At 69.3% G+C, this 21,369-nt stretch carries 22 protein-coding genes; 13 read left to right on the forward strand and 9 right to left on the reverse strand.

Annotated features, from left to right (window positions below):
• Positions 1-8: 8 nt before the first annotated feature.
• The 4 genes from BLS50_RS21450 to BLS50_RS21465 all read left to right on the forward strand — a co-directional run bounded on the left by BLS50_RS21450 (position 9) and on the right by BLS50_RS21465 (position 3,806).
• Positions 9-932, forward strand: a complete 924-nt coding sequence (locus tag BLS50_RS21450) for a DMT family transporter (RefSeq protein ID WP_074806572.1) — start codon at positions 9-11, stop codon at positions 930-932.
• 67 nt (positions 933-999) lie between these two features.
• Entirely contained in the window at positions 1,000-1,779 is a 780-nt protein-coding gene (locus BLS50_RS21455; RefSeq protein WP_074803947.1) for a sensor histidine kinase, read from the forward strand.
• Between the two features lie 76 nt (positions 1,780-1,855).
• Positions 1,856-3,199, forward strand: a complete 1,344-nt coding sequence (locus BLS50_RS21460) for a hemolysin family protein (protein WP_011548171.1) — start codon at positions 1,856-1,858, stop codon at positions 3,197-3,199.
• Positions 3,200-3,221: 22 nt separating this feature from the next.
• A complete protein-coding gene (locus BLS50_RS21465) occupies positions 3,222-3,806 on the forward strand; it encodes a thiamine phosphate synthase (protein WP_074803949.1) in 585 nt (194 codons plus the stop codon).
• Between the two features lie 73 nt (positions 3,807-3,879).
• Here BLS50_RS21465 and BLS50_RS21470 read toward each other — a convergent pair whose 3' ends face one another.
• Positions 3,880-5,532 carry a DUF3459 domain-containing protein gene (locus tag BLS50_RS21470; protein ID WP_074803951.1) on the reverse strand — a complete coding sequence of 551 codons (1,653 nt, stop codon included), beginning with the start codon at positions 5,530-5,532 and terminating at the stop codon, positions 3,880-3,882.
• A 315-nt stretch (positions 5,533-5,847) separates the two neighbouring features.
• Here BLS50_RS21470 and BLS50_RS21475 point away from each other — a divergent pair, with 315 nt between their 5' ends.
• On the forward strand, positions 5,848-6,555 hold the full coding sequence (locus BLS50_RS21475) for a class I SAM-dependent methyltransferase (RefSeq protein ID WP_074806575.1): 708 nt from the start codon (positions 5,848-5,850) through the stop codon (positions 6,553-6,555).
• Positions 6,556-6,652: 97 nt separating this feature from the next.
• Entirely contained in the window at positions 6,653-7,321 is a 669-nt protein-coding gene (locus BLS50_RS21480) for a glutathione S-transferase (protein WP_074806578.1), read from the forward strand.
• 6 nt (positions 7,322-7,327) lie between these two features.
• On the opposite strand, the gene BLS50_RS21485 is transcribed toward BLS50_RS21480, so the two are convergent.
• A complete protein-coding gene (locus BLS50_RS21485; RefSeq protein WP_027808987.1) occupies positions 7,328-7,981 on the reverse strand; it encodes a DUF1345 domain-containing protein in 654 nt (217 codons plus the stop codon).
• Between the two features lie 133 nt (positions 7,982-8,114).
• On the opposite strand from BLS50_RS21485, the gene BLS50_RS21490 reads away from it, so the two are divergent.
• Positions 8,115-8,846: a metallophosphoesterase gene (locus BLS50_RS21490; protein WP_074803953.1), complete on the forward strand. Its 732-nt coding sequence runs from the start codon at positions 8,115-8,117 to the stop codon at positions 8,844-8,846.
• A gap of 67 nt (positions 8,847-8,913) precedes the next feature.
• On the opposite strand, the gene BLS50_RS21495 is transcribed toward BLS50_RS21490, so the two are convergent.
• Together BLS50_RS21495 and BLS50_RS21500 are read right to left on the reverse strand one after the other, a co-directional pair.
• Entirely contained in the window at positions 8,914-9,615 is a 702-nt protein-coding gene (locus BLS50_RS21495; protein WP_074803955.1) for an RES family NAD+ phosphorylase, read from the reverse strand.
• A complete protein-coding gene (locus tag BLS50_RS21500; protein WP_006490694.1) occupies positions 9,612-10,031 on the reverse strand; it encodes an MbcA/ParS/Xre antitoxin family protein in 420 nt (139 codons plus the stop codon). The genes BLS50_RS21495 and BLS50_RS21500 overlap by 4 nt, the downstream gene beginning before the upstream one ends.
• Positions 10,032-10,265: 234 nt before the next feature.
• Here BLS50_RS21500 and BLS50_RS21505 point away from each other — a divergent pair, with 234 nt between their 5' ends.
• Positions 10,266-11,048 carry an ABC transporter substrate-binding protein gene (locus BLS50_RS21505; RefSeq protein WP_074806581.1) on the forward strand — a complete coding sequence of 261 codons (783 nt, stop codon included), beginning with the start codon at positions 10,266-10,268 and terminating at the stop codon, positions 11,046-11,048.
• Between the two features lie 227 nt (positions 11,049-11,275).
• On the opposite strand, the gene BLS50_RS21510 is transcribed toward BLS50_RS21505, so the two are convergent.
• Entirely contained in the window at positions 11,276-11,524 is a 249-nt protein-coding gene (locus BLS50_RS21510) for a hypothetical protein (protein WP_074803957.1), read from the reverse strand.
• A gap of 609 nt (positions 11,525-12,133) precedes the next feature.
• On the opposite strand from BLS50_RS21510, the gene BLS50_RS21515 reads away from it, so the two are divergent.
• On the forward strand, positions 12,134-12,520 hold the full coding sequence (locus BLS50_RS21515) for a GtrA family protein (RefSeq protein WP_074803959.1): 387 nt from the start codon (positions 12,134-12,136) through the stop codon (positions 12,518-12,520).
• A gap of 37 nt (positions 12,521-12,557) precedes the next feature.
• On the opposite strand, the gene BLS50_RS21520 is transcribed toward BLS50_RS21515, so the two are convergent.
• Together BLS50_RS21520 and BLS50_RS21525 are read right to left on the reverse strand one after the other, a co-directional pair.
• Positions 12,558-14,048 (reverse strand): sigma-54 dependent transcriptional regulator, encoded by a 1,491-nt coding sequence (locus BLS50_RS21520; protein WP_027812306.1) that lies wholly within the window; start codon positions 14,046-14,048, stop codon positions 12,558-12,560.
• A 455-nt stretch (positions 14,049-14,503) separates the two neighbouring features.
• On the reverse strand, positions 14,504-15,421 hold the full coding sequence (locus tag BLS50_RS21525; RefSeq protein ID WP_011548184.1) for a metal-dependent hydrolase: 918 nt from the start codon (positions 15,419-15,421) through the stop codon (positions 14,504-14,506).
• A 580-nt stretch (positions 15,422-16,001) separates the two neighbouring features.
• Here BLS50_RS21525 and BLS50_RS21530 point away from each other — a divergent pair.
• Both BLS50_RS21530 and BLS50_RS21535 read left to right on the forward strand, forming a co-directional pair.
• Positions 16,002-16,343 (forward strand): FKBP-type peptidyl-prolyl cis-trans isomerase, encoded by a 342-nt coding sequence (locus tag BLS50_RS21530; RefSeq protein WP_006479474.1) that lies wholly within the window; start codon positions 16,002-16,004, stop codon positions 16,341-16,343.
• Between the two features lie 25 nt (positions 16,344-16,368).
• Entirely contained in the window at positions 16,369-17,142 is a 774-nt protein-coding gene (locus BLS50_RS21535; protein ID WP_011548185.1) for a helix-turn-helix transcriptional regulator, read from the forward strand.
• Between the two features lie 59 nt (positions 17,143-17,201).
• On the opposite strand, the gene BLS50_RS21540 is transcribed toward BLS50_RS21535, so the two are convergent.
• A complete protein-coding gene (locus BLS50_RS21540; protein ID WP_256334105.1) occupies positions 17,202-17,756 on the reverse strand; it encodes a GNAT family N-acetyltransferase in 555 nt (184 codons plus the stop codon).
• A gap of 30 nt (positions 17,757-17,786) precedes the next feature.
• Here BLS50_RS21540 and BLS50_RS21545 point away from each other — a divergent pair, with 30 nt between their 5' ends.
• Positions 17,787-19,226: an MFS transporter gene (locus BLS50_RS21545; protein ID WP_074803963.1), complete on the forward strand. Its 1,440-nt coding sequence runs from the start codon at positions 17,787-17,789 to the stop codon at positions 19,224-19,226.
• A gap of 223 nt (positions 19,227-19,449) precedes the next feature.
• On the opposite strand, the gene BLS50_RS21555 is transcribed toward BLS50_RS21545, so the two are convergent.
• Entirely contained in the window at positions 19,450-19,920 is a 471-nt protein-coding gene (locus tag BLS50_RS21555) for a winged helix-turn-helix transcriptional regulator (protein ID WP_011548188.1), read from the reverse strand.
• A gap of 153 nt (positions 19,921-20,073) precedes the next feature.
• Here BLS50_RS21555 and BLS50_RS21560 point away from each other — a divergent pair, with 153 nt between their 5' ends.
• Entirely contained in the window at positions 20,074-21,309 is a 1,236-nt protein-coding gene (locus tag BLS50_RS21560; RefSeq protein WP_074803968.1) for an MFS transporter, read from the forward strand.
• Positions 21,310-21,369 lie beyond the last annotated feature (60 nt).

Raw genomic sequence — 21,369 nt, forward strand, 5'->3', positions numbered from 1 at the left:
GAATGCCGATGAAGCCCGACGCCCGCAAGCACCTCCGCGCCAACCTGCTGATGCTCGGCGCCGCCGCGATCTGGGGCTCCGCTTTCGTCGCGCAACGCCTGAGCCTCGACGTGATCGGGCCGTTCCTGTTCACCGGGCTGCGCTTCCTGCTCGGCGCGCTCGTGCTGGTGCCGCTGCTGATGGTGAATGCGGCGTCGCGCGCGCAGCTCGAGGCGATCCGGCGCGAACCGGCGCTGCTGCTGCCGGGCCTCGCGCTCGGCGGGCTGCTCGCCGTATCGATCTCGCTGCAGCAGGTCGGCCTGCAATACACGCGGATCGCGAACGCCGGCTTCATCAGCTCGCTGTACGTCGTAATCGTGCCGCTGATGGGCGCGCTCGCGCGCCACCGGATCGGCGCGGGCACGTGGTTCGGCGCGTTGCTGGCAGCGATCGGCCTGTATTTCCTCAGCATCGGCGAGCATTTCTCGGTGCTCTACGGCGACTGGTTCCAGCTCGCGGGCGCCGTCATCATCGCCGCGCACGTGATGGCGGTCGGCCATCTCGCGAAGCGCCACGATCCGCTCGTGCTCGCATTCCTGCAGTTCGCCGTGTGCGGCGTGGCGTGTCTCGCGGTCGGCCTGGCGGTCGAACCGGTCAGCGCCGCGATGCTGCGCGGCGCGCTGCCGACGCTGCTGTACGGCGGGCTGCTGTCGGTCGGGGTCGGCTATACGCTGCAGGTCGTCGCGCAACGCGACGCGGCGCCCGCGCACGCGGCCGTGATCTTCAGCATGGAAGGCGTGTTCGCGGCGATCGCCGGCTGGGCCGCGCTCGGCGAAACGCTGACGCTGCGCGCGCTCGTCGGCTGCGCGCTGATGCTGGCCGGCCTGCTCGCGTGCCAGTTGCTGCCGAACGGCGACGCACGGAAAAAGGACGAGGACGCGCTGCCGGCGTGACGCCCACCGTCCCTATAATGGCGATTCGCGTGACTTCCACGCCAACCGCTTCCGACAGGCCAGCTCCGTGACGTCCACTTCCGTCGATCCCGCCGCCGACCTGCTGCGCGAACGCGCAGCGCACTACGCCGCCCAGGCGGCGCTGTTCCTGCGCGACCAGGCCCTCTCCACCGCGTCGCACGACCTGCGCAGCCCGCTGAATGCGATGCACAGCTGGGCCTACGTGCTCGAGCGCCAGCTCGCCAATGCCGATCCCAATCTCCAGCGCGCGCTTGCGGGCATCCGCACGGGCATCGACCAGCAGGTCGCGCTGATCGATGGCGTGCTCGACGCGCCGCGCGCGGAAACGCGCACGCTCGTGCTCGCGCCGCAGCCGTTCGCGCTGCGCGCGCTGCTCGACGAAACAATCGCGCTCGTCCGGTTCGCGCTCGCCGACGCACGCCAGGTCGCGCTCGACACGACGCTGCCGGACGGCGAGCCGTCGCTCACCGTCGATCGCGAACGCGTCGCACAGGCGCTGTGGACCCTGCTGACGACGGCCGTCGAAGCCAGCGCCGCGGGCAGCCGGGTCGCGTTCGCCTGCACGCGCGACGGCGCGCAGTTCACCGCGCGCGCCACCTGCATCGTGAATGCCGGCGTGCTCGTCGATCCCGCGCAGCCGCACGCGTTCGAATCGTTCGCGCGGCGCGAGATGCTGCACGAGCGCGATGCGAAACGCAGCGCATGGACGCTCGCGCTATGCCAGCGCGTGGCCCTCGCGCACGGCGGCACGTTCGCGCACGACGTGTTCGCCGACGGCGCGGCCGCCACCCTCACGTTCTCGATTCCCTGCGAGGCGCCGGTGTAAGCAAGCGGTCGCCCGACGCATTACAAATTCCTTTCTGGCTCTATACTGATGGGCCTGTCATAACCGGAGCGATTCTTTGTTACAGATCTTCGCGCTCATCGGCGCGTTGTTCCTGGTGGCCCTGAACGGGTTCTTCGTTGCGGCCGAATTCGGCCTCGTCAAACTCCGCGCGACGCGCGTCAAGACCCTCGCCCGCAAGCACGGCCTGCGCGGGCGCATCCTCGGCATCGTGCATGGCCGGCTCGACGCGTATCTTTCCGCGTGCCAGCTCGGCATCACGCTCGCGTCGCTCGGCCTCGGCTGGGTCGGCGAACCGGCGTTCGCGCAACTGCTCGGCCCGCTGCTCGACCTGATCGGCGTCCACTCCGAGCGCGTCGTGCACCTGATCTCGCTCGTGTTCGCGTTCTCGCTGATCTCGTTCCTGCACATCGTCGTCGGCGAACTGGCGCCGAAGTCGATGGCGATCCGGCAGCCGGAGAAGGTCGGCCTGTGGGTCGCGCTGCCGCTCTACGCGTTCTACTGGGCGATGTATCCGGCGATCTGGGTGCTCAACACCAGCGCCAACGCGGTGCTGCGGCTCGCGGGGCTGTCGGCCGACCACGGCGGCGATGCGCACTATTCGACCGACGAGCTGAAGCTGATCCTGCGCAGCCGCCGCAGCGCGGCCGGCAATGCGGCCCAGCCGGCGCGCGGCACGTACACCAACGACGAGTGGAACACGCTCGCGCATTCGCTCGATTTTTCGTCGATGACCGTGTCGGACCTGATGCGGCCGGCCCATGAAATGATCGGCCTGCGGCGCGACCTGCCGCTGCCCGACAACATGGAGATCGTCGCGCGGCACCGCTTCAGCCGCTATCCGCTGTTCGAGGATGCGTCGCGCGAGCAGGTGAGCGGGCTGATCCACCTGAAGGACCTGCTGCTCGCGCGTCACGCGGGCGCCGCGCTCGAGGATCTCTCCGACTACGTGCGCCCGGTCCAGTACGTGAAGCCCGATACGCCTGCGCTGGAGCTGTTCCGCCGCTTCCGCAAGGGCGCCCCGCACTTCGCGCTGGTCGGCAACAAGGGCGAGAAGCCGATCGGCTTCCTGACGCTGGACAACCTGCTCGGCGCGCTGGTCGGCCAGATCCACGACGAATTCCGCCAGGGCGACGCCGACTGGAGCCGCCTCGACGACGGCACGCTGATGGGCAAGGGCAGCCTGCCCGTCGTGTCGCTCGAGCAGGCGCTCGGCATCGACATCGACGAAGGCCGCGCGGAATCGGTCGGCGGCCTCGTGATCCAGGCGTTGAGCGACCTGCCGACCGAAGGGCAGCGCGTGTCGTTCGACCGCTTCGACGTCGTCGTGAAGAAGATGAACGGGCCGCGCATCGTGCTCGTGCGCGTCTATCCGAAGATCGTGAAAGAGGCCGACGAATGACGGCCCGGCGTCGCATCGCACGATGAACGCGCCGCTGCCGCGCTGCTGCGTGATCACGCCGGAACCGGCGTCCGCGTCGGCGGCCGATCGGGCGGCGTTCCTCGACCGGCTGTCGGCCGTGCTCGCCCGCGGCGAAACGCTCGTGCAACTGCGCGTGAAATCGCTCGACGCGGCCGCGTTCGCGTCGCTGGCCGCCGCGGCGCTCGCGCGCTGCGACGCGGCCGGCGCGCACCTGATGCTGAACGGCCCGATCGATGCAGCCGGCGTGATGCGGCTCGACGGCGCCGGCTGGCATCTCGACGGCGCCGCGTTGCGCGCCGCCGCGCAACGGCCGCTGCCGGCCGGTCGATGGGTGTCCGCCGCGTGCCACACGCAAGACGACCTGCTGCTGGCCGCGCGCGCTGGCGCGGATTTCGTCACGCTGTCGCCGGTGCTGCCGACGCTCAGCCACCCCGGCGCGCCGGCGCTCGGCTGGGCGCGATTCGACGCGCTGGCCGCACAGGCCGCGATGCCCGTGTTCGCGCTCGGCGGCATGACGCGCGCGCATCTCGACGACGCGCGCCGTCACGGCGCGTACGGCATCGCGGGCATACGCGGGTTCTGGTAATTCGGCGCTTTTCCGGCAGGCGGCCGGCTGCGTACGACCGCGGCCGGCCGCACCGCTTCACGCGTTCATCGGCTCAGGCGTTCAGGTTCGGACGCATGCCGCGCCACGAACCGTCGTCGATGCGACGCACGTCGTGCGTCAGCGCGTAACGATTGACGTCGCCGGTCAGCCACGCGACGAGCGAATACGGCGGCAATTCCCCTTCATCGACCCGATCGCGGGCGCGCGCCGGCGTCTCGAACACCACCCGTCCGCCCGGCGCATCGAACGGCACCGCATCCGGCGACAGGTTCAACGCGATCGTCAACGTCTCGTCGTCGGCGAGCCGCCATGATGCGCACAGCGCGTCGGCATCGCCGTCGCCGTCCGCCTTCAGCGCATGGGCTTCCTGCGGCCGGCAATCGGACAGCCGCGGCGCGATCAGCTTCGCGCGCACCGCGAGCGCCGACTGCACGAAATGCGCGCGATCGATGTCGCGCGCGGTCTCGTCGAAGATCAGCGGGATCTGCGGCGTGAGCAGCGACAGCGCGAGCGCGGCCAGACCGGCCGCCTGCCCGGGATCGCCGGGGCCGCCGTCGCGCCATGCGCCATCGGACAGCACGAGCGACGTCAGCGACAGTCCACCGTCGGCGCCCATCCCGTCAGACGACGCGGCCGGCTGGTACGCCGCGCCGGCCGCGGTCAGCGCGCGGGCGAGCGTGTGGATCGACTGGTGCGCGGAAATGCCTTCATGCGCCGACGGGTCGCGCCCCGTGAGCCGGTGCAGTGCACGTTCGCCGCAGCCGTTCCACTGCGCGTCGAAATGGGTATCGGCGAGATGCGCCGGATGCCGCTCGCTGCCGAGCACGAGGTGGATCAGCCGGTCGGCCGGCACGGCGGCGCGCACGCGATCCGCGATCTCGCGCAGCCACGACACGCCGATCCGGTCGGCTTCGCGCAGGCGCAGCCCGTCGCAACGGTATTCGTCGATCCAGTACAGCGCGTTGTCGCAGAAGAAATCGCAGACTTCCGGATGATCGAGCGCGAGCGGCGCGGCCTGCAACGGATCGTCGCGCGTATGGAAGAACGGCCCCGCATAGTGGCGCAGCGCGTCGGTGCCGCTGCCGAAGCGCGCGTAGTCGAGCTCCAGCAGCACCGCGAGACCGTAGCCGTGCGCCGCGTCGATCAGCGCCTTCAGCGCATCGGGGCCGCCTTCGGCCGCGAGCGGCGCGAACGGCAGGCTGTCGTGCGGCGACGCTAGCAACTCCAGCGCGGTCACCCCGAGGCGCGCGAGCTGCGGCAGGCGGCGGCGCACGGCGTCGAAGCCGCCCACCGCGTGCGGGCGGATCGCGTAGAGCGCGACGTCCTCCCATGCGCGCCCGTGCCAGAACGTATTGCGCCACGTGAACGCGCGCGGATCGACGACCTCGCTCGGCCCGTTGAGCCCCTCGGGTTGCGAACGCGACGCGGGATCGGGAATCGACACGGTATCGTCGAGACGATAGCGGTAACGCGCGCCCGCGCCGCAGTCGACGAAAACTTCGAACCAGTTCGGGCCGGCGCTCGTCATCGGCACGAGTATCGGGCCGTAGCCGGTATCGAGTTCGAGCTGGACGTGAGTGCTGCCGGGCGCCCACACGCGGAAATGCGTGCGCGGCGTCGTGCTGAGCGGGCCGCAGGGCTGCGCGCCAAACGGCAAACAATGGATGTAGTGCTGCGCGTACGGATCATGCGGACAATCGGACATCATGCGCTCCTCGTGCGTACCGAGCGGCATGGCCGCGCCACTGGCGCAGCACATCGGAGCCCGGCATGCGACGGCCAGGCGGGGGGAGAGAAACGAGTATGCGCCGGATTCGCCACCGCGATACGGCGTGGTCAGACATTTTTAAATGCGAATCGACCCCGGGAAACCGCCGCCGGAACGAAGCGGCATGCACCCGCGAGTCGGGTAGTCGGCATACCGGAATGATTGCTCGTCTTGTTGCGCCGGCCGCGCGCACATACGCTGCGCGTCATGCTCGCGGACACGTCGTCCGCTCCCGTCAAAGAGGAACCTGCCATGTCGCTTCCGGCCAGCGCCGCGAAATTCGATCCGTCACGTGCGCACGAATACGCCGAACAATCACGCATCGCGCTCGCCGGCTACGATGCCTGCCACGAACTCGCCGCCTGCATGCTCGCGTCGTCGATCGGTGCGACCGATGCCCGGATTCTCGTGGCCGGCGCGGGCGGTACGGGGCAGGAAATCTGCGTGACGGCCATGCTCGAACCGGGCTGGCAATTCACGGCCGTCGACCCGTCCGCGCCGATGCTCGCGCTCGCGCGCTCGAATGTCGAGGCCGCGGGTTTCGGCGCGCGTACCGCGTTCGTCGAGGATGGCGTCGACGCGTTGCCCGATGCGCCCGCGTTCGACGGCGCGACGCTGATCGGCGTGCTGCATCACGTGCCGGGCGACGACGCGAAAGCCGAGCTGCTGCATGCGATCGCGCGGCGGCTGAAGCCCGGCGCGCCGCTCGTGCTCGCCGGCAACCATCGCCGCTACGCGGATCACCCTCGCCTGCTCGACGCCTGGCAGCAGCGCTGGCGCATGAAGGGCGCCACGCCCGACGCCGTGCGCGCGCAACTCGCGAAGATCCTGCAGGGCGCCGATCCGCCCGCGTCCGAGGAAGCCGTGTTCGCGCTGCTGCGCGACGCGGGCTTCGATGCGCCGCTGCGTTTCTTCGCGAGCCTGTTCTGGGGCGCGTGGATCGCGGTGCGGCGCGCTTGACGATTCGATGCGGTGCGCCACGACGCTCACCACACGATTCGCGAACGCGCCGCGCGCGCTCGGTATGATGGCGTTCCCGCCCCCTTCCGGCCTCGACATGCTCACCGTCCATCACCTGAACAACTCGCGTTCGCAGCGCGTGCTCTGGCTGCTCGAAGAACTGGATGTGCCGTACGAGATCGTGCGCTACGAACGCGATCCGAAAACGATGCTCGCGCCGGCCGAATTGCGCGCGATCCATCCGCTCGGCAAGTCGCCCGTCGTGACCGACGAGGGCCGCACCTTCGCCGAATCGGGCGCGATCATCGAATACCTGGTCGAACGCTACGGCAACGGGCGCCTCGCGCCGCCGCCCGGCTCGCCCGAGCGGCACGACTACACGTACTGGCTGCACTACGCGGAAGGGTCGGCGATGCCGCCGCTGCTGCTCAAGCTCGTCGCGCTGCGGATCGCGCATGCGCCGATGCCGTTCTTCGCGCGGCCGATCGCGCGCAAGATCGCCGCGACGCTGCAGTCGGGTTTCGTCGATCCGCAGATCGACCTGCATCTCGGCCACGTCGACGGTGCGCTGGCGCGCAGCGGCTGGTTCGTCGGCGACGGCTTCAGCGCGGCCGACATCCAGATGAGCTTTCCGCTCGAAGCCGCGACCGCGCGCGGCGGTGGCAGCCGGTATCCGGCGATCGCGCGCTTTCTCGACACGATCCATGCGCGGCCCGCGTACCAGCGCGCGCTGGAGCGCGGCGGCCGGTACGACCTGCTCAAGTAACCGGCGTCAGCTCAGCAGCCCCGCCGCGACGTTGATCGACAAGCCGAGCACGGCCATGTTGAAGTAGAACGACAGGATCGACTGCGCGAGCACCGAGCGCCGGGCGGAGCGGTTCGCGAGCGACACGTCGGCCGTCTGCGACGCGACCGCGAGCGTGAACGCGAAATACAGGAAATCCCAGTAATCGGGCTCCGGGTTCCGGTCAGGGAAACGGAGCGCGCGATCGTTGCTCGGCGAGCCGTAATAGAGCCGCGCATAGTGCAGCGTGAAGATCGTCGGGATCAGGAACCACGCGCCGAACAGCGTCGCGCCCGTGATCGCGTAGTGGCTGAGCCCCGCGCTGAAGCCGACGCTCTTGGCGGTCGCGAGTTCGATCGCGATCGCCGCCACGCTCGCGACGGTCGCGAGGCACACGACGGTCAGCACGGTCGTCGCGTTTTCGTCCTCGCGGATCGCGACTTCGCGCACCTTGTGATGATGCGCGGTCACCATGCGCACCCACATCAGCACGAGGTACAGCCAGACCGCGCAATCCCAGCCGATCAGCGCCCGCGCGGTCGGGCGCAGCGGAAACGGCAGCAGCACCGCGCACAGCACGCCGGCGACGAACGCCGCGACCATGCGCGGCCGGTTGCGTAATACCTGCGGATAAAGCGTCATCGTGTGATTCCGAAAGCGAATGGAAAGGGTTCGGCCGGTGCGCGGGAAAGCCGCCGCGCCGGCGGGTAACGCGCCCCGATTATCGCCATTCCGTCGTGACGTGGCGATGGGCACGAGCGCCTAAGATAAGGGGATGACCGCCACCGCCCTGCTCTGCCGCCATCCCGCGAACCCGGCCGGCCGCGACTTCGTCGTCGGCGACCTGCACGGCTGCGTGGACGTGCTGCGCGCGCTGCTGCACGACGTCCGCTTCGATCCGGCCCGCGACCGGCTGTTCTCGGTCGGCGATCTCGTCGACCGCGGCCCGGCCTCCGAAGCCGCGCTGGACCTGCTCGACCGGCCGTGGTGCCACGTCGTGCGCGGCAATCACGAGGAAGTGCTGAGCCTCGTCGCGCGCGGCAAGCTGCCGCCCGACGCGTGGCGCGGGATCGGCGGCGACTGGGGCGCCGACCTGCCGCCGGAACGGCTGCACGCACATGCGGCACGCGTCGACGCGCTGCCGCTCGTGCGCGTGATCGGCGACGGCCCGGCGCGCTTCAACGTGCTGCATGCGGAATTCTTCGGCTCGGATGCGGATCTCGATACCGGCAGCTATCCGCACGACGTGCGCGAGCGGCTGATCTGGGGCCGCGATCTGGTCCAGGGGCTCGCCGATCCGGCGCGACAGGCCGGACTGTCGCTGACCTGCACGGGGCACACGCCGGTGCGTGAACCGCAACGGATCGGCGCGCAATGGTTCATCGACACGGGTGCGTTCGCGCCGGCCGGGCGGCTCACGCTCGCCGAGCCGCACACCGGCCGCACGTGGTCGATGACGCAGGCCGAGGCGCGCGAACGCCACGCGGGCGACTGGCCGCTGCCGTGACGGGCCGGCCGGTGGCCGGTGTCCGCTCCGCGCCATGCAATGCCCGCCGCGCCCGGCCAGGCGAACGCTAGCCGACCTGATTCAGTTCGAACACCGCATCGACGGCCGAGCCGTTCCAGTTGTATTCGAGATAGGCCGCATGCTGGCAGTCGCGCAGCAGCGTCGTGCGGAATGCGGCGAGACATTCGCCGCGCGGGTCGCGCACCGACGGATAGACGATCCCCGCGCCGCCTGCCTGGCGCACCGCGCGGCCGAATGCCTGCCCCGCGCTGTAGTCGACCGGGTCCAGCAACGCAGGATCGCGCTGCGGCCACGTGCGCACGTCGGCAACGTCGCCGTGCGCGAGCACGGTATAGAGCCGCATCTGCTGGCGCATCGGCGGCTCCTTCGTCGCGGCAAGGAACAGCCCGCTGTGATAGCGCGTTTCGGCGATCGCCGTGTCGCGCGAGCGCGTGCAGTAGAACACGCCGTAGCTGCCGTCCGAAAAGCGGCTGCCCAGCGGATTCAGGTGCGTGAACGCGGCCATGATCGGCCCCCAGCCCTGCCCGTAGCGGCGCTCGGCGGGCGGTACGAGGTCGAGCGTGCCGACTTCGTTGCGGATGCGGTCGTTGGTCAGCGATTCGAGCGCGTAGAGCGCGTCGAAATCGTCCGCCGACGCGACGCGGTCGAACAGGTTGATGGCCGGAAAACGGGTGGGAATCACGCGATAGGCGGGCGCCCAGTCGACGGTGGTCGTGGGCCACCGGGTGACTTCGATCGGTGTCGTCACGCCCAGCCACCCCGCATTGCATCGAGATATTGCCGCACGGCCACCAGGTCGCCGACGTTGCCGGCCAGCATCCGGTCGAGCGCGCGCTTGCCGCCGAACGGCGCCGCGTCGTTGGGCCGCTTGACCCACGCATCGGCCGCGGCGGGCTGCGGCAGCAGGATCTGCAACCCCTTGTAGATACCGAGCAAGAGCGACAGCCGCTCGAGCGTATCGCGCGGCAGGCGCGCCGATTCCGGCGCGGCCTTCCACTTGAAGAACGTCGAGCGGCCGGGCGATCCGAGCAGCACGATCTGCTCGTCGATCGTCAGTTCCCAGTCGCGCGCGATGTTGAAAAACGCACGCAGGCCGGCCGCCGACATCTGCGCGACCGAAGCGTGCGGCAAGGCGGAATGCGAATCGTAGGCGGGCTGTGACATGACGGTTAGTCTCGAAACGAATCTACTAACAAGATTAGTCCATTCTCGTATTTTTGCAAGGGTCGCACCCAACGATCGTCAAGCCCATCCGACAAATCGATATTTTTTGTCCATTCTGGACTCTTATTTTATTTTCTGCGTTAATGGCCGGGCGGACACCGCGTCACGGCGCGGGTCGTGTCCGTGGAGACCATGTCGCACGGAAACCGGATGCACCATGCCAAGGAACGCACCATGAAGAGACTGATTGCCGCTGTTTCGATCGCCCTGCTCGCGGTATCCGCAGGCCCCGCCGTCGCGAAGGACTGGACCACGATCCGCTTCGGCACCGACGCCAGCTACGCGCCGTTCGAATCGAAGGCGCCGGACGGCAAGCTCGTCGGCTTCGACATCGACCTCGGCAACGAGATCTGCGCGCGCCTGAAGGCGAAATGCGTGTGGCTCGAGAACGATTTCGACGGAATGATTCCGGCGCTGAAGGCGAAGAAGTTCGACGCGGTGCTGTCGTCGATGTCGATCACGCCGCAGCGCGCGCAGCAGATCGGCTTCACGACGAAGATCTACAACCAGCCGACGCGGCTCGTCGTGAAGAAGGGCTCGTCGCTGCTGCCGACGGCCGAATCGCTGAAGGGTAAATCGATCGGCGTCGAGCAGGGCACGACGCAGGAAACGTATGCGAAGGCGTACTGGGGCAAGCAAGGCGCGAACGTCGTGTCGTACCAGAACCAGGACGGCGTGTATGCCGACCTGATCGCCGGCCGCCTCGACGCGGCCCTCCAGGATGAAGTGCAGGCCGCGATCGGGTTCCTGAAATCGCCGCGCGGCGCGAACTACACGTTCGTCGGGCCCGAGCTCGTCGACGAGAAGATGCTCGGTATCGGCGCCGGCATCGGCTTGCGCCAGGAGGACACCGACCTGAAGGCGAAGATCGACCGCGCGATCCTCGACATGGTCAAGGACGGCACCTACAAGCGGCTCGCATCGAAGTACTTCGACTTCGACATCTACGGCGGTTGAAAAACGGCGTCGCGCGCGTACGGATGACTGCTTCCGTCGCGCGCGTCCGACCGCCCCTCCCCTTCAACCGGATGGCAACGGCATCGCGCGGTTCGCCGTTGCATCGAATGCCTGTCTTCTTGCGTCGTCCGCAGCGCGCGGCACGACGCTTCGCGTCATCGTTCGGATTGCATATCGATCCTTCGCGGCAACGACGGGCGACGCGAACGGACGTCGTGCGGATCGATTCAATAGGCGAAAACCGGGCGGCGCGGCACGGGCGCCCGTGCGCACATGCCCATGCGGATCGGGTTCGCGTGCAGGAAAGTGCCGACCCGGCGCGGATGACCGGCAACCAGCCGGATCCGCCTCGCACCGGGCGCGGAGAGATGGCCTGTCGAGGCATGCCGGTCCGCTGCAAGCGCGATGCTCGAACGGCGATGTCCCGAATCACTGCGATCGCGGCCTGCGGACCGCGGCGTGTGATGATCGATCATTTTTCTACCCCGTTTGCTGTCTGATGTTGGTTCCGGCAACCGGACGATGCCGATGCTCCGGCGATCAGCCGACGACGTTCCGTGCTCGCCGCGACGCGGCTACTGCACCGCGCCCGACCGCCGCATCCCCGCGGACCGCGTCCTGGCCGGTACGGAAAGCTTTCGCTGCCTGACCGGAGGACCTCGCGTCGTCGACTCTCGCACGTCTTTCTTCGCAAGGACCGGGCCAGCGCGGCGCGAGCCCGGCCGGACAAGGCGGCGGCCGGGCCGGCTGGCGGCCCGAACGGGCATGGCATGCAGGAAGTTACGAAACTGAAACGTCGGCGCAACGGCGGGCGCCGGCCCCGTGACGGCGGGGCCTTGCGGAATAAGGCTGAACAATGGAGCACGGAATTTTTACCGGCGGCGGGATGGCCGATCGACCCGTTTCGCCGCGGCAATCCGCCCGACGATCCACGCGAAATGTTTCATGCGCTTTACATGCCGGCGCCGGCGGCAACGCGCACCGCACGTCGCTGCCGGGAGGTGGACGCGGCCGCCGGTCGCATGGCTATACTGCGACACCGCTTCACGCGATCTCACGCGACTTCACGCAAACCACCGCCCACGATGATCCGTACCTTCCATGCCGCCGAGCGCGCCAGGCTGATCCGCTTCGGCGTGTCCGGCGTCGGCTCGACCGCATTGCATGCGCTGATCGCCGCCGCGATGTTCGCGCTGTTCGACGCGACGCCCGTCATCGCGAACGCGACCGCGTTCGTCTGCTCGACCGCGTTCTCGTATCTCGCCAACACGCTATGGAGTTTTTCGTCGCCGGTGACGTGGAGCAACTTCGTGCGCTTTCTCGCGGTCGCGATGGCCGGCCTGGCCGTGACGATGCTGCTGGCGCACGGCACCGACGCGCTCGGGCTCGCCCGCGCGTGGAGCATCGTCGCGGTCGTGCTGTGCGTGCCGCCCGTCACGTTCGTGCTGCACCGGCTGTGGACCTATCGCTGAACCGGTCCGCACGCATCACACGCCTCGCACCCGCCGCTCAGCCGACCCGCTGATGCCCCGCGTCGCCCGACGGCGCGCCGTCGTGCCCGCCGCTGTCGCCATTCCCGCCGTTACCCCCGTTGTTGTCGTGATCGTTCAGCCCGTGCTCGATCATCATCCGGTAGAGCGTCACGCGTGAAATGCCGAGTTCGGCGGCGGCCTTGTTGATCCGGTGGTCGTTGCGCAGCAGCGCGTTCTCGATCGCGGTGCGCTCGGCCAGCGCCCGCGCCTGCTCGAGCGTCACCGGTTCGGTCTCGCCCGGCGTATCGAGCCCGAGGTCGTGCGGCGTCAGCAGCCGGCTCTCGGCCATCACGATCGCGCGCCGCACGCGGTTGATCAGTTCGCGCACGTTGCCGGGCCACTCGTAGCGCCGCATCGCGTCGAGCGCGGCCGACGTGAAGCCGCTGATCTTGCGGCCGCTGTCGGCCTTGAATTTCTGCAGCACGTAGTGCGCGAGGATGTCGATGTCCTTGCCGCGCGCGCGCAGCGGCGGCTCGTGGATGCGCAGCACGCACAGCCGGTGATAGAGATCCGCACGGAAGCGCCCGGCCTCGACCGCGCCGTCGAGATCGACGTGCGTGGCCGAGATGATCCGCACGTCGACCGCGATCGATTCCTGGCCGCCGAGCCGTTCGATCTTGCCCTCCTGCAGGAAACGCAGCAGGCTCGCCTGGCTTTCGACCGGCATGTCGCCGATCTCGTCGAGAAACAGCGTGCCGCCGTTCGCCGATTCGATCCGGCCCGCGCGCCGCTGGTTCGCGCCGGTGAACGCGCCGCGTTCATAGCCGAACAGTTCCGACTGCAGCAGGTGATGCGGAATCGCACCGCAATTGATCGCGACGAACGGCCCCTTGCCGCGGCCGGAGCGCTCGTGAATCGCGAGCGCCGTCAGTTCCTTGCCGGTGCCCGACTCGCCCGAGATGAACACGCTCGCGTCGGTCTTCGCGACCTTGCGGATCGTGCTGAACAACTGCTGCATCGCCTCGCAATTGCCGATCATCCCGTGTTCGCCGATCGACGCCGCATAGGCGGCGCCGTCGACGCGATCGAGCGCGGCCATCCCGCGCGCATGGCCCAGCACGTGCGAAATCCATTCGTACGGCAGCGGCAGCGTCACGTAATCGAAGCAATAGCTGCGGATCAGCTCGCGCACGGCGGGGCCGATCGTGATGCCGGCCTGCGCGATGGAAATCCAGCCGATCGCCGGCTGGCTCAGGCACATCTTCAGCGCGGGATAGTCGCGCGACGTGAACCCGGTGAAATCGACCAGCCCGGCGGCCACGCTCACGCCGCAGGTCATGTTCTGCGCGGCGCCGGCCGTCTTCGCGACCGTGATCTCCCAGCCGAGCCCGCGCAGTTGCGCCAGCAACGGCTCGTCCGGCGTGCGCATGATCACGAACAGCTTGCGGCCGGCCTCGGGAGCGGTGACGGACACGTCCGTCATCTCGGGCGCCGCCGGCCCGTTTGCGTCGGGTGACCTTGCAACCATCGTTGTTCCCCGCTTGGCGTTGGTATCGCGCGCCGGCTCGCCGCCGCGTACGACGGACACGATCGAACCGACATATTGGCCGTATTTCCGTCCGAATAAAATCCCCCTTCGCATGAATCGCGCCGGAGGTCGACGTTGCCATGAACGGTATATCGATGCGGCAGGCCCGCGGCTAGATGGGTGTTATCCCGGTGGCGGGCGCCGTGCGCGACCGGCAAGGACCGGCGCCGAGCGCGCAAAGCCGCGCCGGTACTGGCGCAGCGGCGATGGCGAACGACGCGGCGCACGCATGACCGGCGCGGCGGCGCATGCGCGCGCAACCGGTCGGCCGGGCACGCGGGCGCCCGTGCAACCGGTTCCGGTTGATTTTCGTCAATCGTCGGAAGAAGCGGGCTGATGCACGCACGCAACATGCGCGGCGCCCCGCCGCGTGGGTGGGGCGAGGGACGGCCGGGTCAGCGGCCCGATGCGAGCGGCGCCGGAGCGTTGGCGCGACCGCGGCCGGCCGGCGTGCCGCCGTGTTCGCCGTAGGTGGCGGCCAGTGCGTCGACCCGTGCGAGATGATGGTGATTGTCGTGATCCCACGGGTGGAAGCCCGGCCGGAAAAAGCTCAGCCATTCGCCGGCGATGCGCGGAAACAGCCCGCGGCGCGGCCCGTACAGGAACGCGATCATCCGCAGCATGCCGCGCACGTGATGGCCGGCGCCGCGATCGCGCCACAGCAGCGTCGCATGCATCAGGAACACGGTCGGCCAGAACGTCAGCGTCGTCAGCAGATACACGCCGATGCGGATCAGGTAACGGCGCAGCCCCGGCTTCATCGCGGCATTCCACACGTCGAACGACACGGCCTTGTGCTCGGTTTCCTCCAGCGCATGCCAGATCCACATCTGCCGGTAGCCTTCGACCGAACCGTCGAGGCGCGTCGGGTCGCGCAGCAGCCAGTCGGCGAGCATCGCCGTGTAGTGCTCGGCGGCCACCGTGTGCGCGAGCTGTACCGAATGCGGCAGCTTGCGCTTCATGTAGCCGAGCACCGTCCACACGCGCTGGTCCAGCTTGCGCGCGGGCAACCGGTTCGCCTGCATCAGCTCGTTGTATTCGATGTGCTCGCGCGTGTGCATCGCCTCCTGGCCGATGAAGCCGAGCACCTGCTGCTTCAGCACGGGATCGTCGATCCGGTCGCGATAGTTGCGCACCGAATCCATGAAGAAGCGCTCGCCGGCCGGAAACAGCAGCGACAGCGCGTTGAAGAAATGGGTCACGTGCGACCCGAGGCCATGCCAGTCCTTCGCGCGTTCGACCGGCAGGTCGAAGCGCAGGTCGCGGCGCACCGGCATGATCCCGGCCGCGGTGGCGGAAGCGGCTGACTTCATTGCATCGTTCTCCTGTTGCGGCGCGGCCCGGCGCATCGTCCGACGCGGCCGGCGCCAGCCCGGGCGGCGCAGCACGCGCCGCCAAAATCATGACATCGACAGATGTAAAGATAGGCCGCGCGCGCCGGCACACGCAAGCCGCGCGGTAGATGCGCGCTTCCAAACAGGGCACGGTCGGCAACGCGGAAAAAACGGCGCTCGAACGACGCGCCGACGGGTCAGGATTCGAACGCGGAAGTGTGCGTCAGGGCGAGGTGCCGGATGCAGTGCGGCGCCCGGCGATCGGCCCGCAAGCCCCGTGTGGCGGGCCTTTCGCGGGATCGGGCAAATGATCGTGCAGCAGGCTGTACATGCGCCGGCCACATCGATTCATACGCGCAGCGCACTGCCGTGGTGCAACCTTGGCTCAGCGGCTCGCGAAAAATTCAAACGCGCGTTCCAATTGCGTGTCGGGCGATCCCGCGCGCGGCGCTCCGCCACGCTTGCCGACACGCGTACGGCGGCACGAACTCCACGCGCGCCGGCCCGCTGCGCGCTCGCCTACAATAGCGGTTTCACGCAACCTCTTTCAGGAGAAATCATGTCCGTCATCACGACCGAATCGGGCCTCAAGTACGAAGACCTGACCGAAGGCACCGGCGCGGAAGCGCAAGCCGGCAAGACCGTCAGCGTCCACTACACGGGCTGGCTGACCGACGGTCAGAAATTCGATTCGAGCAAGGATCGCAACGACCCGTTCGCGTTCGTGCTCGGCGGCGGCATGGTCATCAAGGGCTGGGACGAAGGCGTGCAGGGCATGAAGGTCGGCGGCGTGCGTCGCCTGACGATCCCGCCGCAACTCGGCTACGGCCCGCGCGGCGCAGGCGGCGTGATTCCGCCGAATGCGACGCTCGTGTTCGAAGTCGAACTGCTCGACGTCTGACCCCGCATCCGGCCGTTTCCTTCCGATGGAACGCATCGCCTCCCCCGCCATCGCGCTGCGCCGCTACGACACGTGCGAAGCGTCGGACGTGCACGACTTCCACCAGGTCGTGCTCGGCGTCGATGGCGCGATGGTGATGGCGGTGGACGGAATCGGCCGGCGCATCGACCGGCACGCGGCCTGGCTGATTCCGGCCGGCGCGCGCCATGACTACGCGGGCCTCGGCGACAATCGCCAGCTCGTGATCGACCTGCCCGCCGCGTCGCTCGCGGTGCCTCAGCGACTGTTCGACCATGCGCGCGCCGTGTCGATCGACCCGGCGCTCACGTCGCTCGTCGCGCAGGTCGCGGCGGCCGCCGCGCAACACGATGCACCGGACGGCGACGCACGGCAGGCCGCCGCGCACCGTTTCCAGTGGCAGGCCGCGGCACGCCTGTGCGACGCGCTGCTCGACGACGCGGGCATCGCCGCGCCCGCGTCGGGCCTCGATTTCGCGCGCATCGACCGCTGGCTGCGCGCGCGGCTCGCCGACCCGCTGCGTATCGCCGATCTCGCCGCGCACTGCGGCTACGGGATGCGCCGGTTTCATCAACTGTTCGTCGACGCCTTCGGCGAAACCCCGCATCGCTACCTGCAGCGGCTGCGGCTTGACGCAGCAGTCGTGCTGCTCGCCGACGGCCGGCATGCGCTGGTCGACATCGCGGGCAGCGTCGGCTTCGCGGATCAGAGCACGTTCACGCATGCGTTCACGAAGCGCTTCGGCGTGGCGCCGGGACGCTGGCGCGGCGAACGGCACTGAACGGCAAAGCGGCGCCGGTTTTCCCGCGACGGCGGATGCGGCGGCCGCTCGCCCCGGCATCACGGCCGGACGCGCTTCGACAGCCGCTGTCCGTCCCGCGTGAAGCCATACCGCGCGTAAAAGCGGTGCGCATCGAGCCGATGGTCGCCGCTCGTCACCTCCAGTTTCACGCACCCCACCGACTCGAACCAGCTGTGCGCCGCTGCGATCAGCGCGCCGCCGACACCCTGCCCGCGACAGCTTTCGTCGACGACCAGACTCGTGATGCGCCCGAGATTGCCATGCGCGTGAAATAGCGCAAGCGCATGCAGGCTGATGCAGCCGACCACGCTGTGCGCGATCGTCGCGACCAGGATGCGGTCGACCGCGCTCGGCAGCAGTGTTGCCAGCTTGTCGCGGATCATCGCGGGGGGCGCATCGTAGCCAAGCTGGTGCATCAGCCGTGCGATGTCGGCGTGATCGGCGATCTGCGCGTCGCGCGTCGTCAGGTTCGAGGGAGTCATCCGGACAGGCCTGTCGAAAGTCGATGTGCGCGGTGGCATGCGCTCGCCGCATTGCCATGTTAATCGCCGCGCACGGGCCGCGTATCGACGCTTCACGTCCCGCTGAAACATCGCCTGTCCGTCGCCGCCTACGATGGACGCATGGATACGACCGCACCGTCCCCCGCTTTCCCGCCCGCGCTGGCGCGCATCGTCGCCACCGTCAGCATCGGGTTCGTCGTCACGCAGCTCGACGTGACCATCGTCAATATCGCGCTCGCGCATCTCGCCGCCGATCTGCACCTGCCGGTCGCCGGCCTGCAATGGGTCGTCGATGCGTACACGCTCGCGTTCGCGGTGCTGATGCTGTCGGCCGGCGCGCTCGGCGACCGCTTCGGCACACGCCGCCTGTATGTCGCGGGCCTCCTGCTGTTCGCGTTCGCGTCACTCGCGTGCGGCGCCGCCGTCGCGCCCGCGATGCTGATCGCGGCCCGCGCGCTGCAAGGCGTCGGCGCCGCGGCCATGCTGCCCAATTCGCTCGCGCTGCTCAACGACGCGTGCCGGCATGACCCGCGCCTGCGCGCCCGTGCGGTCAGCGGGTGGACGGCGGCCGGGTCGATCGCGATCGCGGCCGGACCGGTCGTCGGCGGCCTGCTGATCGCCGCGTGGGGCTGGCGCGGCATCTTCCTCGTGAACCTGCCGCTGTGTGCGGCGGGGCTCGCCGCCACGTTCGCGTGGGTGCCGGCGCGCCGCGCGCAGGCTGCCCCGGCGCGCTCGACCCGTTCGCTCGATCCGCGCGGCCAGTTCATCGCGATCGCGATGCTGACCGCGCTGACCGGCGCCGTGATCGAATGGCGGCCGCTCGGCTTCACGCATCCGGTCGTGGCCGGCGGTTTCGTACTGGCGGCGCTGGCCGCGCTCGCGTTCGTCGCGGTCGAATCGCGTACGGCCACGCCGATGCTGCCGCTGTCGCTGTTCCGCCACCCTGCGTTCAGCGCGGCCGTGCTGTTCGGGATCTGCGTGAACCTCACGTACTACGGCACCGTGTTCGTGCTCGCGCTGTACCTGCAACGCGCACGCGGCGAGTCGGCGTTGCAGGCCGGGCTCGCGTTCCTGCCGCTCACCGGCGGCTTCCTGCTGTCGAATCTCGCGAGCGGACGCGTCGTCGCCCGCCACGGCCCGCGCGTGCCGATGGTGGCCGGCGCGCTCGTCGCCGCGCTCGGTTACGGGTCGCTGCATTTCGTCGATGCCGCGACGCCGCTCGGCGTGCTGCTGGTGCCGTTCCTGCTGATTCCGTCGGGCATGGGCTTCGCGGTGCCCGCGATGACGACGGCCGTACTCGCCTCGGTCGCACCCGAGCGGGCCGGCATCGCGTCGGCCGTGCTCAATACCGCGCGGCAGGCCGGCGGCGCGATCGGCGTCGCGGCGTTCGGTGCGCTCGCCGGCGGCGGCGGTGCAGCGCAGGTCGTCAGCGGGTTGCGGATCGAAACCGTCGTGTCGGTCGCGCTGCTGGTCGCGGCCGCGCTGCTCGCGACCCGCGTGCGGACCGATGCGGATCGCGGTGCGCCGCGGTCGCGTCAGGCCTTGTCGGCGCACGATTGAGCGCGTGCGGTCATGCGTCGCCGGGGTCGGGCTGGATCAGGTGACGCCACGAAAAGACGTTACGCCTGAAGTGGCTCACGTGCCCACCGCGGCTCGCCTGAATCACCATGAACTGCAAGCGCGGATGCGGCGCGTGCAGTGTGTCGGGTGCATCGAGATCGAGACAGGTATTTCCAGATACAACGCGGGAGCTGCTGGCCGGCCGGGCCATCGCGCCTGACGCTCATCGCCGTGTCGCGCTCGCCTCGTCGTCGACCTTCCTGACGACCGTGTCGGCCGCCTTCACGGGCCGGCCGTCGTCGTGCCGCAGCGCGAGCTTGCGGATCGCACGCCCGGTGCCGCGATCGACCAGCACCGAATGCCGCTCGCCGCGCGCGAACAGGTTGGCCTCGCCCCACTGCCGCAGCATCACGATGACCGGAAACAGCCCTTCGCCCTTTTTCGTCAGCACGTACTCCTGATACGCGGTGCCGTCCGACGCCGGCACGACGTCGAATACGCCCGCGTCCACCAGCATCTTCAGCCGGTCGGACAGGATGTTGCTCGCGACGCCGAGACTCGCGCGGAAATCGCCGAAGCGGCGCACGCCGTCGAACGCATCGCGCACGATCAGCAACGCCCAGCGATCGCCGACGATATCGGTCGCGCGCGCCACCGGGCACGGCGAATCCGCAAGACTTTTCTGCCTGGCCATCTTTCTCTCCGCAATCGTGCCGGCCGCCTTCGCGGGCATGCCGGCCATCCGTGCACGGGCCTCAGGCCCGCCACCCAACAAGTTGCATTTTAAAACTACTTTCCCTACACTCCAATCTAGTTTCAAATTGCAACTACATTGCGTGAGAAACCCATGGAATCGTCCTGTCATTCCGGCACCGTTGCATCGAACGCGTCGACCGACGCGATCCATCCGGCCGAGGACGGCCGCCTGTCGTCGGCACGCGTCGCGCTGCTGGCCGTCTGCTGCGCGGCGAGCGTCGCGAACGTCTACTACGCGCAGCCGCTGCTCGATTCGATCGCACGGGATTTCGGCGTGTCGCAGGCCGCCGTCGGCGGCGTCATCACCGCGACGCAGCTCGGCTGCGCGCTCGCGCTGCTGTTCGTCGTGCCGCTCGGCGACCTGCTGAACCGCAAGCGCCTGATCGCCGTGCAGCTTGTGCTGCTGAGCGCGGCCTGCATCGGCGTGGCCACTGCACCGACGCGTGGCACGCTGCTGGCCGGAATGGTCGCGGTCGGGCTGCTCGGCACCGCGATGACGCAAGGGCTGATCGCGTGCTCGGCCGCTCTGGCCGGTGCGGGCGAACGCGGGCGCGTGGTGGGCGCCGCGCAGGGCGGCGTCGTGGTCGGACTATTGGCCGCGCGCTCGCTGGCGGGCGTCGTCACCGACATCGCGGGGTGGCGGGCCGTCTATCTCGTGTCGGGTGCGCTCGCGATCGCGATACTCGTCGTGCTGTCGCGGCTGCTGCCCGATAGGCGCGAACCGCGCGCACGCATCGGCTACGCGGCGCTGCTGCGCTCGATGGTGTCGCTGCTGCGCGACGAACGCGTGCTGCGTGTGCGCGGCGCGATCGCACTGCTGATGTTCGCGGCGTTCAGCATCTTCTGGAGCGCACTCGTGCTGCCGCTGAGCGCGCCGCCGCACGCGATGTCGCACACGCAGATCGGCGCATTCGGCCTCGTCGGCGCGCTCGGTGCGGCGGCGGCGGCCCGCGCGGGCCGGCTCGCGGATCGCGGGCGCGGCGAGGCGACGACCGGCGCGGCACTCGCGCTGCTCGCGTGCGCGTGGCTGCCGCTTGCGTTCGGCAATACGTCGATTGCGTGGCTGATCGTCGGCATCGTGCTGCTCGACGTCGGCGGGCAGGCCGTCCACGTCGTCAACCAGAGCATGATTCTTGGTGCGCGGCCCGATGCGCATGCGCGCCTCGTCGGCTGCTACATGCTGTTCTATTCGGCCGGCAGCGGGCTCGGTGCGATCGCGGCGACGATGATGTATGCGCGCGCCGGCTGGACCGGCGTCTGTGTGCTCGGCGCGGGGGTGAGCGTGGCCGCGCTCGGGGTGTGGGTGGCGACGCTGCGGCGCGCGTGAGGCGCGCCGGCAACGTCGCGGCGCATGTCGGTCCCGCCGCGGTTCGACGCACACGGTGCG

This window comes from Burkholderia orbicola (genome assembly GCF_900100915.1).
In the GTDB taxonomy this organism is placed as follows: Bacteria; Pseudomonadota; Gammaproteobacteria; order Burkholderiales; family Burkholderiaceae; genus Burkholderia; species Burkholderia orbicola.